Here is a 13,339-nt window from a genome sequence, read left to right on the forward strand (position 1 = left end):
TCGAGGAAGATGCGTTGAGGGGGATATTACGGAACTGGAATGGAGGAAAGAAAGATGAAGAAGAGATTGTTATCAGTATTATTGGCGCTTACGCTTACGGCGGCGTGTATGGCAGGATGCTCTCCGGCAGCAGAGGAGCAGCTGGAAGCAGCAGCGGAAGAACCGGCAGCGGCAGCAGAGGAACAGGCTCCTGCGGAGGAAACCGGAACGCCGGAAGCGCCTGAGGAAGCTGGGGACGGTGTGCATGAGATCTATAAGCTGATGCCTGATATAGCATTGTCCGGTATCGTAAGTCCGACCATGGAAGACAGAGCGCAGATTGATAAGGCCTGGCCCAAAATACCGAAGAATCCAGACAAAATATCCATCGGCTGGTCTGAAATTAATCTGTCCAATGACTTTTTTGTGGCATTGATGGAATCTGCAGAAAAGGCTGCAAAGGAATACGGATATGAAATCAGCTTCCTGATTGCAAATGACGACACCCAGGCCCAGGGACAGCATGTGGATACGTTTATTACACAGGATGTAGATATTATTGTGGTAGATCCCATCAATGCAAGCGCGCCGGTACAAGACATCAATCGGGCGGTAGAGGCCGGAATTCCAGTTATCTGTGTGGGCACTGTTCCAGAAGAATGCAATATCTTGACAACATTTTGCACCAATCCTTTTATAGACGGATTTGAATCCGGAAAATATGCAGTAAAGACTTTTGGGGCAGACACAGAGATCATGGCTACCGTTATCATCGGCGTTATGGGAAGCTCCACCTCAGAGAGCAGAATCTGCGGACAGATTGCCGGAATTTTATCTGCCCGGATGGAAGCGCTTGGAACACCCTATACATGTGACGAAGACGCATGGCTTGCAGGCTATCACATGTTCCAGGAGCTGAAAGCTTCCGGTAAAGCGGCAAGTGAGGAGACGGATTTTACAATTCTCGGAATGGGATCCGGCGACTGGACTGTGGAGGGCGGCTTGAAAGCGGCAGAGGATCTGGCAACAGCAAATGCAAATATGAATCTGATTCTGTGTGAAAATGATTTTATGGCAGTCGGAGCAAGAAAAGCCCTGAAATCAGCAGGAATTAATGAAAATGTTGAAATTATCTGTGCAGCCGACGGAACGGCAGAGGGACTGGAAATGATTAAGAGCGGAGAAATTCTCTGTACAGGCCTGGGCTCTCCGGTAGAGGAAGCGCAATTTACCATTGATTTTATCCATGACATATTTGAGGAAGGCAAAGATCCCAGCAATCTTCCTATGACCTCTGCATTTAATGTAGGTATTATTACATCTGAAAATGTAGATGAGTATTATGAGGAAGGAAATAAGTTCTATAAGAACTCTGAATTTGTATTCCCCACATCGATTGATGAGATCAAAGGGAATTAAGACAGGAAAGAGGGAAATCTGCTCTATGAGAAAAATTAGAATTGGATTTGTGGCAATGTTTCACGGAAATGCAAGAGGGGATCACGAAACCAGACAGCGTATTTTGAAAGAGTTGGGGGATTACGGGAAGAACAGGGATTTTGAGGTCATTGAGGCGTCAGACATTGTTTACGGCTATGAGAGTGCCCGGAAAGCGGCGGAGGAAATGAAGGATAAAAAGCTGGATTTCATGTTTCTATGCTCTTTTGGCGCGACAATCGGCAACTGTGCGATACCTTTCGGCAGTATGAATTGCCCCATCGGCATCTGGGCTATGCCGGAATGCTCTATGACCGGTATTCTCCCGATGAATGCATTCTGCGGTTCTATGATATTGTCGGGAATGCTTGGAAAGTATTTTGCAGAAAAGGAGATAAAATTCAAATGGTTTTACGGCTATACAGACAATCCTCTCTTCAAAGATCGGTTTGAGATCACGCTGAAAGCCCTTCGGGCAGCAGCGGCTCTTGAGGAAACAAGAATTGCGGCAATCGGCCCGGTAGTTGACGGCTTTGATTATATGGTCGTAAAGGAAGCTGATATTGAATCCCGTTACGGAGCACACATTGAGCGGCTTTGGACAGTAGAAGGAATTATCCGCAGAGCAGAAAAAATGCCTGAAGAAAAAGTGAGAAATGAGGTAACGCAGATTGTAAAAGAGGGGATATGCTCAAAAAATGTCAGCCCTCTGGCTCTGGAGCGGTTTGCAAGACTTTATCTGGCATTTTTGGAATTTGCGCAGGAAGGGAATTATAATGTGCTTTCTATCAGCTGCTGGCGTACATTACAGGAGGTATACGGCATGGTTCCCTGCGGCGCTGTCAGCCGGCTGAATCAGCAAGGCCTTATTGCGGCCTGTGAAGGAGATATAGACGGAGCTGTGGGAATGATCATTGATCGGGCATTCAATGAAGGAACGCCGGCATCTATGGTTGATCTGGTCAGCATTGATGAGCAGGATCAGAGCCTGAATATCTGGCACTGCGGCCCGGCGCCCAAGTGTATGGCGAACCAGAAGGGAATCACCTGGGATCATCATTTTAATATGGGAGAATATCAGGGCGGACAATGGTGCGGCTGCGGAGTGGTTGCGGATCTGCAGTTCCGTAACGGTGAGATTACCTTAAACAGAATTTCCAGCAATTCAAATGAAATGACTGTGTTTACTGCAGAGGTATTTGAAAAGGAAACATATCAGGGCTCCTCTGGGTGGATTCACAATTTTAAGATGCAGGGAGAGGCAATAGGAATCCGCGAGCTCTTGAGCACAATCTATAATTACCGTGTGGATCATCACATGTCATTCGGATATGGGAACAACGAAGATGCATTTCTTGAGTTTGCAAACTGGAAAGGGATCAAAATAGCGGAGAAGAGCGCTTACCATAACTATATGGAGCTTCGGAAATAGCTTTTGACAGAGGGGTGATAGGCAAGGAGACGTTGTATAGCTGGTTTTTATAGGCTTTACAACGTTTCTTTTGGCATAATTTTGATAACTTATTTCATATCCCTGCTTCATGGAGTAAGTGTTTCTTCTACAATACGTTGTTGTTTGTTTTCATTATTTTTTATCTTTTTTTCATTAAATAAAAGAAAATGCTTGAAAATGAAAGTAAAATGATGCATAATAAAACCATATAAAAGCACAGCCGAAGATTTATGAAAGTAAAAGGCAAGGTGCAGAACAATAAAACCAGGAGGGATAAAGACACATGGAAGCAGAAAAGATACTTAAGGTATGTTTGATAGGCTGCGGACGCGCAGGCATGATACATGCGAGAAATTATAAAAACAAGATTGAAAACGCGCGTATCACTGCAGTGGCAGATGCCGTGGAGGAAGCAGCAAAGGCAGCGGCAGAAGAACTGGGCGTTGAGAAATGCTTTTCCGATTATAAAGAGATTCTTTCCGATCCGGAGATTGATGCAGTCATTGTAGTTGCGCCCACCAACCTGCATAAGCAGATTGTCATAGACTGTGCGGCAGCAGGAAAGCACATTTTCTGTGAGAAGCCCATGGCAATGACTGTGGAAGAATGCGACGAGATGATTGCAGCCTGCGACCGGTACAAGGTAAAGCTTCAGATAGGCTTTATGCGCCGTTTTGACGCCAGCTTCCGGGAGGCAAAGCGTCTGGTGGAGGAGGGAGCCATCGGAGAACTGGTTCAGATTCATTCCAATACCAGAGGCCCCAGCAAGCCAAGGCCCTGGATGTACGACATCAAAAAGTCAAACGGAATCCTGGCAGAGGTGAACAGCCATGATATTGACGCAGTGCGGTGGATGGCGGGCAGCGATATTGAAACCGTCTATGCGGTAGCCGGCAATTTCCGCAATCCCGAGGCAGAAGCAGATTATCCCGATTATTATGACAGCGTCCTTATGAGCGGAACCTTGAAAAGCGGCGTCCATTTCTGCATCGACGGCGCGGCCTATGTGCAGTACGGCTATGATTCCAAGATGGAGCTGATCGGAACAAAGGGAAAGATTCAGGTGGGACGCTCCGAGAAGGAGCATGTACACTGCACCACTGTGGAGCAGGGAACGGCAACGCCCTTTGTCAACAGCTGGATGACCTTGTTTATTGACGCTTACCTGGCAGAGGACATCTCCTTTGTCAATGCGGTTTTAAATGACACGCCGGTGGAGGTCAGCGGCGTGGACGGGCGCATGGCCGTGGCTGCGGTGGAGGCCGGAAACCGCTCCATTACGGAAAAAGAGATCATTAAGGTGAGATAGCAAAAGGGAAACAGCGGCTTTACCCTTTCGTGCTATCGCACAGTGATTAAAATTAGGAGGACAAGAGTATGTTAGCGCTTCGGCTTTATGGACCGGGAGACATCCGTCTGGAGGAAGTACCCGTTCCGGAAATCAATGAACATGAAATACTGTTGAAAACAGATGCCGCCGCTGTCTGCGGCACAGATGTCCGCATGTGGCAGAACGGCCAGAAAGGCGTGGATGAAGACCATCCGCTGATTTTAGGGCATGAATTCGCAGGAACCATAGTAAAGACAGGAGATAAGGTTCCCTTTTACAAACCAGGCATGCAGGTGGGCATGCAGCCCAACATCGGCTGCGGCATCTGCGATCGCTGTGTGGACGGAAAGTTCCACCTCTGCGACGATTACCGCGCCTTCGGCATCAATATGGACGGCGCCTTTGCAGAGTATGTAAAAATTCCGGCAGAGGCCGTGACAAGGGGGAATCTGATGGTATTGCCAAAGGGAGTTTCCCCGGCAGAAGCGGCAGTCACGGAGCCTTTGTCCTGTGCCTATAATGGATTTACCAAATGCTTTGTAAAGCCGGGGGAATACGCCATGGTGGTGGGAGCCGGCCCCATCGGCTTCTGCCACGCCATGCTCTTACATATGGCCGGAGCCGCCGTGCTGATGAATGATATTTCTCAGGAGCGTCTGGCGGATGTGAAGAGACGTCTTCCCTTTGTGGACATCTACTGCGGAGACGACCTGCCGGGCTTTGTAAAAACCTGGACACAGGGCAGGGGACTGGATGTGGCGGTTACAGCCTGTCCGGTGCCTTCGGTACAGGCCGCCATGCTGCCTTTGATGAACTATGGGGGCCGGGTGAATTTCTTTGGAGGAATTCCGGCGAATAAGCAGCCGGTGGCCCTGGATACCAACCAGATACACTACCATGAACTGTATGTGACCGGATCCACACGTTCTTCCATCGCCCAGTTCCGGAAGACGCTGGAATTCGTTTCCCAGGGGCTTCTAAATGTAAATGAGATGATCACAGACCGCTATCGGCTGGCGGATATCACAGCCGCTTTTGAGAATGCACGCCAGGCGAAGGGGATCAAACATGTAATATGCTTTGAATGAAAAGCCAAAACAGTCATATTCCTCAGAGTGCACAAATCAATTTACGGACGCATGGACTTGCGGCCGGAAATTGATTTCATAGAGGTGTACTATGAGGGATATTACGGAACTCTTATTTTAAAACAGTAATATCCCTCAGAGTGCACAAATCGATTTACGGACGCATGGACTTGCGGCCGGAAATTGATTTCATAGAGGTGTACTATGAGGGATATTACGGAACTCTTAATGGAGGTAAAGAAGAATGAAATTGGAAAAAGCAGCACAGCCTACTATGTATTTTATCGGCGTAACCACAGGCTCCTCTTCCATTATGAAGGTATTTCCGGAGTGGGCCCAGGCGCTGGGGCTGAAGGATACAGTGATGAAGGGAATTGATATTGCCATCCATGAAAAGCCAGAGGTTTACCGGGAGGTAGTGGAGTTCATAAAAAAGGATCCTCTTTCTATGGGAGCCCTGGTGACGACTCACAAGATCGATTTATACAATGGGGCCAAGGACATGTTTGAATACCTGGATCCCTATGCCCTTCAGTTCGGTGAGCTGTCCTCCATCTCAAAACAGAATGGAAAGCTCTGCGGACATGCCAAGGATCCCATTACCTGCGGTATGGCCATGGAAGAGTTTGTTCCCAAGAATTATTGGAAGGAGCATAAGGAGGCAGGCGTATTCATTATGGGGGCCGGCGGCAGCGCCATTTCCATGTGCTCCTACTATATGCGCAATGCAGGAGAGGGCAATGATCCGGCAAAGATTGTCATTGCAAACCGCAGCCAGCCCAGGCTGACCGAGATTGAGCGTATCAACGAAGGCATGAATCCGGCCGGGATTCCTACGGAATACTATCTAACCCCGGAGCCGGGACAGAACGATGAGGTTCTGGCAAAAATGGGAAAGGGCTCTCTTGTGATCAATGCCACAGGCCTTGGAAAGGATCGCCCCGGCTCTCCGCTGACCGACGCGGCCCTGTTCCCGGAGGATGCCATTGTGTGGGAGCTGAATTACAGAGGCGAACGGCTGTTTATGCACCAGGCAGAGGCACAGGCAGCCTCCCGGAACGTCCAGGTAAACGACGGATGGATGTATTTTATCTACGGCTGGACTCAGGTAATTGCCGAGGTTTTCCATACAGAGATTCTGGGTGAGCGCTTAAAAGAGATGGATCGGATTGCGGCAAAATTTAATAAGAGATAAAGATATCTTATATCCTTCATATCCGTGTATTGTGGAGGATATTACGGAACTGGAATAGTCCAGCTAAGAAATGTCAAGTGTTTTGAAAAAATAAATTTTGCTGGACAGTAAAGCCGCAAAGGCGCACGAGAGGAACTTTTATGAGAGTCCTTTCGAATAAAAGTTTCTCTCATTACCGGTGTGTCGAAGCGGCTTTACCCTTTAGTGCTGTTGCGCAGCGACTTAGAATAGTCCAGCTAAGAAATGTCAAGTATTTATTAGAAAAAATTTCTGCTGGACGGTAAAGCTGCAAAGGCGCACGAGAGGAACTTTTATGAGGTTTTTTTCGAATAAAAGTTTCTCTCATCACTGGTGTGTCGAAGCAGCTTTACCCTTTAGTGCTGTCGCGCAGCGACTTAGAATCAGTAATATCCTTCACAATGCACAAATCGATTTACAGACACATGGGTTTGTGGCTGGAAATTGATTTCATATCCGTGTATTGTGGAGGATATTACGGAACTGGAATAGGAGGAGTTATAGAGATGGCAGGTTTTCATATATCCGGAGATCCCCTGGATTTCCTCAAAGGATGCACCATTGATTTTGATTTGACCACTGGGCTTTCCCAGAAGGTGGACACAGGAAAACGCTACTTAAGCCAGATGAAGGGAATGTTCGCTGATGAGGCGGCGTTCCAGGCAGCTTTGGAGAAGGAGGATTCCCTGATTTACGAATTTCACGGGATGCCGGTTCCAGAGACCGCAGGAGATCTGGCCTTTGGCTGTTCCATTTTGAATCCCGGTAAAATCGGTGACGAATATTACTTTACAAAAGGTCATTTTCATACCATTCTAGAAACAGGAGAGGTTTACTATTGTCTTAAGGGCCGCGGCTATATGCTTCTGGAGAATCCTGAAGGAGACTGGTCTGCCCAGGAGCTGTCTGCCGGGCAGGCGGTGTATGTGCCGAAGCGTTACGCCCACAGGAGCATCAATGTAAGCCCGGACGAGCAGCTTGTAACCTTCTTTGTATTCCGGGCAGACGCCGGGCATGATTATGGCTCCATCGAAACGAAAGGATACCGCAAACTCCTGGTAGAGCGTGACGGAGCGCCGGCCATAATCGACAACCCCAATTGGGAATGATGCAGAAAGGATGTATGCATATGAAAGAAAAGCTGTATATGGGCGTGGATCTAGGAACCAGCTTTATCAAAACAGGAGTCTATTCCCTGGACGGCAGGCTCCATGCAGGGTGGAGCGAGCCGGTAAAGGATGAACGGCCCGCCCCGGGCGTATTTCTTCAGCATGGGGAGGAGCTTTACAGGGCAGTCTGCTCCTGCATTGCCCATACAACAGAAAGCCTGGGCCAGCGTGCCGGATCCATAGAAGCCATTGCCTTCACAGGCCAGATGGCCGGCTCCATGGGAGTAGACGAGGACTGGAACGATGTAACCACCTGGTCCTGTACCCTGGACGGCAGGTACTTCCCCTACGCCGACAGGCAGAGGGAGCAGTTCGGGAGGGAGCTTTTTGAGATCGGTGGGACAAACGCCCCAGTAATGTGCGCAAAGTACGCCTGGTTCAAGGAAGTATTTCCCGAAAAACACAAACGCATTGCAAAATACGTTATGCTGAACGGCTATATCATCGGCAAAATGTCAAACATCCCCGTAGACGAGGCAAAGATTGATTACTCCCTAATCACCTGGACCGGATTGTCCGATATCCGCACCAGACAGTGGTCACAACAGATCTGCCGGGATCTGGAGGTAGACAGCTTTATACTGCCCCAGATCGTATCTTGCACCGCCATAGGCGGATACCTTTCCGGGGAAACGGCAAAGCAGCTCGGGCTTCCGGCAGGCATACCACTGGTAGCCGGGGCCGGGGATAAAGTAAGCGGCTGCACAGGAGCGGCAGTATTCGACGACGGAGACCTAATCTTCGAAGCAGCATCCTACGGAGCCGTAAGCTGCCGGGTGCCCGAGGTACGCCTGGATCTGGAACGGCGCAATTATGACATAATCGGATCCATCGACGCAGAAAGCTATTATGCCCACAAGTACATCCAAGGTTCCGGCATCACCATTGACTGGTTTGTAGAGAACTTTTTACAGGAAACAGGAACAGATAAAAAGGAAGCCTTCAAAAAAGCAGAAGAGCTGGCAGAAAAGATCGGCCCAGGCAGCGAAAAGCTGATAAGCATCGGCCTTCTGGGAGGCAGCGCAATGCCCTTTGACAGCGAAATGAAAGGCCTGTTCATGGGCCACACCTGGAATCACGGGAAAGGCCACTTCTACCATGCCCTTCTGGAGGGATTCTCCTACGATCTGGCGCTAACCCTGGACAGCCTTAAAAAACAATACCCAGAATACACAGGAAAACAGATCAAGCTTATCGGCGGAGGAGCCAAGTCCACCATCTGGCCCCAGATGCTCGCAGATGTCACCGGCTGCGAATTCGCCCGTCTAGGCCGCGGAGACGCCGCCCTCTGGGGAGCCGCAATCCTTGCAGCAGCCGGCGCCGGCGAAGTAAAAGACATCAAAGCACTAGCAAAAGAACACGCAGAAGTCAAAACCCTCTTCCGCCCAGACAAAGAAAAACACCGCCAATACAAACCCTACATAAAACTCTACGAGAGTTTCACCCAAAAACTCCACCCCCTCTACACCCAGCTAAACACCCAATAACCCCGCCCCGCCTCCCAAAAACAGGCTGCGCCCCAATAACCCCACTCCACCCCAAAAACCGGCAGCACCCCAATAATCCCACCCCACTCTCAAAAAACAGGCTGCGGCGGAATCGGCCCTCCGGCATTTCCAATATCCAGTGTCCGGCTGTTCGCGTACAGGCTGTCTGAACTGGACGGACATAGCTCAAAATCCAAGAGCCTTCTACAAAATGCAAAAGCAATGTCCATCCAGAGCAGACAGCCTGTACGAGAACCGTCCGAACACAGGATATGGAAAAGCCGGAGGGCCGATTCCGCCGCAGCCGTCCGTCCCCATCTAACTATCAGCAAACACAATCTCCACACTCCCCGCATACTGATTACGAAACCCTGGATCCATCTGCGAATCCGTAACCAGATAATCAATATCCCTCCACGAAGCAAACTGAATCATAGAAGAATAAGCCGCCTTACTGCTGTCCGCAAGAACCACACTTTTCTGCGTATTTCTCAAAGCCGCTTTTTTAATCTGGCTGTAATCCAGATCATTTCCGGTAGGCCCTCCATTTGATTTAAAGCCAGAGCTTCCAAAGACAGCCACATCCGTCTTAAGCTGATTCAGAAGCTCTACCGTAGGGTTCCCGGTAGCAGACATAATCAGAGGATCCACGACACCGCCGCATATAATAAGCTTGTTGGAACTATTGATACATGCATTGATAACCGGAATAGAGGCAGTGATAATAGTATAGCCGGACATCTGGCTCAGAAGCTGGGCGAGATGAAGAGTCGTACTTCCGTTATCCACAAATATCGTTGCCCGGGGCGGAAGAAATTCCAGCGCCTTCTGGCTGATCTGCTTCTTTATATCAGAGTGCAGTTCCATTTTTTCATCAAGAACCTGGATGCTGTAATCCTTGTCATCCCCGCTGGGAGCATTTACACCCATCCAGTTCTTAATATCCCCATAGATAGACGGATGCTGGGCAATATGGCTGGAGCAGATCACTCCGCCAAACCATTTTTCAATGGCGCCCTGTTCGGTCAAAGCAAGCAGATCCCGCCGCATGGTCTCTCTGGATACGTGGAAATAGTTGGACAAATCCAAGGTCTTCATAGCTCCGTTTTTGGAAAGCAGTTCCAGAATCTGCTTCTGGCGCTGGCTTGAACTCAGTTTTTTCATAGTATTCTCTCGTTTCGATTATAATTGTTCCGCAAATATTTCTGTTTATAAGTATAGCATAAATCCAGCAAAAAGGAACGGATATATCATTAACCTTATTATACTTTGTTCCGGATGTCAAATTCAACTCATAAATTGCAAATTCACAACTTAAAATATGCATAATTACATATTTAAGAAGATTTATTGGTAAGAATACACAAAAAAACGGGGCTAAAATTGTTGAAATGGGCGAACTTACAACACATACTTGCAAATTAGCAACTTCAAAGCTATAATAGACTCACAAGGAACACAAAGGCGCGGTTAGGGGATAACAAGGAAGACTGCATGAAAAACCGAATGCCTGGAGAAAGCATTTGGAAAGGAGGGAGACAAAGTGAGTGAACCTGTTTTCATTATGATAATGAATCACGGAAGATTCGGAGAAGAGCTGATAGCCAGTGCAGAGCTGATTGTAGGAACACTTGAACAGGTGGAAGCCGTATCCTTAACGGCCGGAACATCCATAGAGGAATATTATGAAAAGGCCGAGGCACTGATTCAGGCTTCCAGGGGTAAGGTGCTGATACTGACAGATTTGTTCGGAGGCACACCCTGCAACGTGGCAATGATGCTGAGGGAAAAATACAATGCAAAGGTATTGTGCGGTGTAAATCTTCCCATGCTGATTGAAGCGGCAAACCTGCGTGATACAGCGGGCTGTGTGGAGGAACTGGCCGAGGCGGTTCTGGACACAGGAAGGGCAGGCGTTCTCGAGCCGTCTGCTGAGGCAGAAGAGGAAGAGGACTGGGCATAGGGATAAAGAGAAAGGGGAAACAAAATGGCAGATGTAAGATTGGTAAGAGTTGATTTCCGGCTGATGCACGGGCAGGTGGTTACGGCCTGGCTCAAGCAGGTTTCGGCCGATGCGATTTTGATTGTGGACGATAAGCTGGCATCGGACAAATTTCTGGCACAAGTATTTCTGATGGCAAAGCCGCCAGGGGTCAAGGTAGCCATCCGCTCCATCGAGAAGGCGGTTGCGGCTTTTCAAAATGACAGCTTTAAAAGCGAGAAAATGCTTGTTTTATTCAAATCCGTGGAGTCTGTGAAAAGAGCCGTTGATCTGGGACTGCCCCTTGAGAAGCTTCAGGTAGGCGGTCTGGGAAACGGGACAGACAAGGTTATGATTTCAAAGGAGCTGGCCTTGAATGAAACAGAGCTGGAGGCGCTTCTTGATATGCAGAGCAAGGGTGTGGCCGTAACGCTGCAGATGACGCCCAGAGACGGAGTGATTGCCCTGGACGACGCCGCCAGGATGGTACGGGAGAGAGGAAACGCTTAAAGGGATTTCACAAAAAGCACGGGAAAGACAAAGGAGAACATGTTATGAGTATAGGTTTAGCATTGGTTTTTGGTATCTTATATTGGTTTGCAACAAATAAGCTTTGGTATGGAACGCTTCACCTGATACGCCAGCCCATCGTGCTGGCAGTGCCCATCGGTCTGATTATGGGGGATCTCCCCAATGCAATGATCATCGGGGCATCCTTGCAGATGATTTATCTTGGAGCCATAGCGCCGGGAGGAACCCTTCCTTCGGATGAGGCCCTGGCGGCCTGCATCGCCATTCCTCTTGCCCTGGAAGCAAATCTGGAGCCGGGGATTGCAGTAACCCTGGCAGTGCCCATCGGCCTCCTCGGCGTTTTGATTGACAATCTGAAGAGAACGTATCATTCCTATTTTATCCATCTGGCGGATAAGGCAGTGGAGGAGAACAATTTAAAGAAAATGCGCAGGGCCGAATTCTGGTATCCGCTGATTGTTTCCGTGCCCCTTCGTGTTGTACCGGCAGCCCTGGCTCTGGCCTTTGGCGTGGATGCGGTTACGGCGTTTCTGAATTCCATACCGGCCTGGGCAACCAACGGACTGAGCGTTGCGGGAGGACTGCTCCCGGCCCTTGGATTTGCCGTGACGATTATGGTAATCGGTAAGAAGAAGCTTCTGCCTTATTTTATCATTGGTTTTGCGATTGTGGCTTACAGCGGCATCAACACCATCGGCGTTGCCGTATTTGCAATCTGTATTGCACTGCTTCAGGGAAACTTTGTACAGAGTGATGAGACGGATCGGGCGTTGTCATTTGCAGACGGAGAGGAAGGAGATTTCTAAAGATGAGCGAGAGATTAATAACAAAAAAAGATGTGATAAAGGGTTGGGCGAAATATTATCTGTGCGCGGAGGTTTCTTCCGGCTTTGAGCGGCTGACGGCGCCGGCGTTTTCCTTTGGCATGGATCCGGTGCTGAATAAGCTTTACCATGAGAATCCCGAGGAATACAAGGAAGCCTTAAAGCGTCATCTGATGTTCTATAATTCAGAAGCCTCCTGGGGCTCCATGATTTTCGGTATCTCCTGTGCCTTGGAGGAGGAGAGGGCTTCCCGGTTAAAGGAAGGCGCAGCTAAGGAAGAATTGGATGCGTCGGCTGAATTGATTACCAACCTGAAGGTGGGGCTTATGGGACCCCTGGCAGGACTTGGAGATTCTGTCAATCACGGAATTCTGCGTCCTCTGCTGCTTTCCCTGTTTATTCCTCTTGCCTCCACCGGAGCCTGGATTGCAGGCGTTGCTCCCCTCGTACTCTGGGGCGTATGTATTTCGGCGTTTGCCTATCTTCTGGCTGCAAAGGGATATGCTCTGGGCAGAAAATCCGTGGTAAATATACTGCAGTCCGGAACGCTGAGCCGGCTGATCAATGTGGCAAGCGTCCTGGGATTGTTTATGATGGGAGCCCTTTCTTCCACCTATGTGAAGCTGAAAACCGTGATCTCCTGGACGGACATGGCAGGGGAACAGGTATTTCTGCAGGATAAGCTGAATGGGATCTTCCCCAATATCCTGCCGCTGCTGGTAGTGTTCGGCGTTTATTTCTATATTAAGAAGGCAGGGCCGAAATATGTGCGTATCCTGGTGTCACTGCTGGTGATTGCGCTGATCCTTTCGTTTTTTGGAATCGTTTAGGCTGGAAATTATGGGAT

Annotated in this window: 13 protein-coding genes; 11 read left to right on the forward strand and 2 right to left on the reverse strand. The window is 48.9% G+C overall.

All coding sequences use genetic code 11. The annotated features are described in order from the left end of the window. The first annotated feature begins 54 nt into the window (after window positions 1-54). From VV089_RS21420 to VV089_RS21450, 7 genes are all read left to right on the forward strand, one after another. Entirely contained in the window at window positions 55-1,398 is a 1,344-nt protein-coding gene (locus VV089_RS21420; protein ID WP_334337317.1) for a sugar ABC transporter substrate-binding protein, read from the forward strand. A 25-nt stretch (window positions 1,399-1,423) separates the two neighbouring features. After that, window positions 1,424-2,848, forward strand: coding sequence for a hypothetical protein (locus VV089_RS21425; protein ID WP_334337318.1), 1,425 nt, complete (start codon window positions 1,424-1,426; stop codon window positions 2,846-2,848). 304 nt (window positions 2,849-3,152) lie between these two features. Then, entirely contained in the window at window positions 3,153-4,178 is a 1,026-nt protein-coding gene (locus VV089_RS21430) for a Gfo/Idh/MocA family oxidoreductase (RefSeq protein ID WP_334337319.1), read from the forward strand. Between the two features lie 68 nt (window positions 4,179-4,246). After that, window positions 4,247-5,287 carry an alcohol dehydrogenase catalytic domain-containing protein gene (locus VV089_RS21435; protein WP_334337320.1) on the forward strand — a complete coding sequence of 347 codons (1,041 nt, stop codon included), beginning with the start codon at window positions 4,247-4,249 and terminating at the stop codon, window positions 5,285-5,287. A 244-nt stretch (window positions 5,288-5,531) separates the two neighbouring features. Continuing rightward, window positions 5,532-6,482: a shikimate dehydrogenase family protein gene (locus VV089_RS21440; protein ID WP_334337321.1), complete on the forward strand. Its 951-nt coding sequence runs from the start codon at window positions 5,532-5,534 to the stop codon at window positions 6,480-6,482. A gap of 524 nt (window positions 6,483-7,006) precedes the next feature. Beyond that, entirely contained in the window at window positions 7,007-7,609 is a 603-nt protein-coding gene (locus VV089_RS21445) for a glucose-6-phosphate isomerase family protein (RefSeq protein WP_172541233.1), read from the forward strand. 20 nt (window positions 7,610-7,629) lie between these two features. Further along, a complete protein-coding gene (locus VV089_RS21450) occupies window positions 7,630-9,156 on the forward strand; it encodes a xylulokinase (RefSeq protein ID WP_334337322.1) in 1,527 nt (508 codons plus the stop codon). Between the two features lie 89 nt (window positions 9,157-9,245). Here VV089_RS21450 and VV089_RS21455 read toward each other — a convergent pair whose 3' ends face one another. Continuing rightward, window positions 9,246-9,488 (reverse strand): hypothetical protein, encoded by a 243-nt coding sequence (locus VV089_RS21455; RefSeq protein WP_334337323.1) that lies wholly within the window; start codon window positions 9,486-9,488, stop codon window positions 9,246-9,248. Then, window positions 9,475-10,320, reverse strand: a complete 846-nt coding sequence (locus tag VV089_RS21460) for a DeoR/GlpR family DNA-binding transcription regulator (protein ID WP_334337324.1) — start codon at window positions 10,318-10,320, stop codon at window positions 9,475-9,477. The genes VV089_RS21455 and VV089_RS21460 overlap by 14 nt, the downstream gene beginning before the upstream one ends. Before the next feature lie 379 nt (window positions 10,321-10,699). Between VV089_RS21460 and VV089_RS21465 the strand changes: the two genes are divergently transcribed. The 4 genes from VV089_RS21465 to VV089_RS21480 are packed head-to-tail and all read left to right on the forward strand — an operon-like array spanning window position 10,700 to window position 13,322. After that, window positions 10,700-11,119, forward strand: a complete 420-nt coding sequence (locus VV089_RS21465; RefSeq protein WP_334337325.1) for a PTS sugar transporter subunit IIA — start codon at window positions 10,700-10,702, stop codon at window positions 11,117-11,119. A 24-nt stretch (window positions 11,120-11,143) separates the two neighbouring features. Beyond that, window positions 11,144-11,647, forward strand: coding sequence for a PTS sugar transporter subunit IIB (locus VV089_RS21470; RefSeq protein ID WP_172541229.1), 504 nt, complete (start codon window positions 11,144-11,146; stop codon window positions 11,645-11,647). Window positions 11,648-11,691: 44 nt separating this feature from the next. Further along, entirely contained in the window at window positions 11,692-12,474 is a 783-nt protein-coding gene (locus VV089_RS21475) for a PTS mannose/fructose/sorbose/N-acetylgalactosamine transporter subunit IIC (protein WP_334337326.1), read from the forward strand. 2 nt (window positions 12,475-12,476) lie between these two features. Next, window positions 12,477-13,322 carry a PTS system mannose/fructose/sorbose family transporter subunit IID gene (locus VV089_RS21480; protein WP_172541227.1) on the forward strand — a complete coding sequence of 282 codons (846 nt, stop codon included), beginning with the start codon at window positions 12,477-12,479 and terminating at the stop codon, window positions 13,320-13,322. Window positions 13,323-13,339 lie beyond the last annotated feature (17 nt).

This window comes from Candidatus Merdisoma sp. JLR.KK011, from assembly GCF_036941125.1.
In the GTDB taxonomy this organism is placed as follows: domain Bacteria; phylum Bacillota; class Clostridia; order Lachnospirales; family Lachnospiraceae; genus Laedolimicola.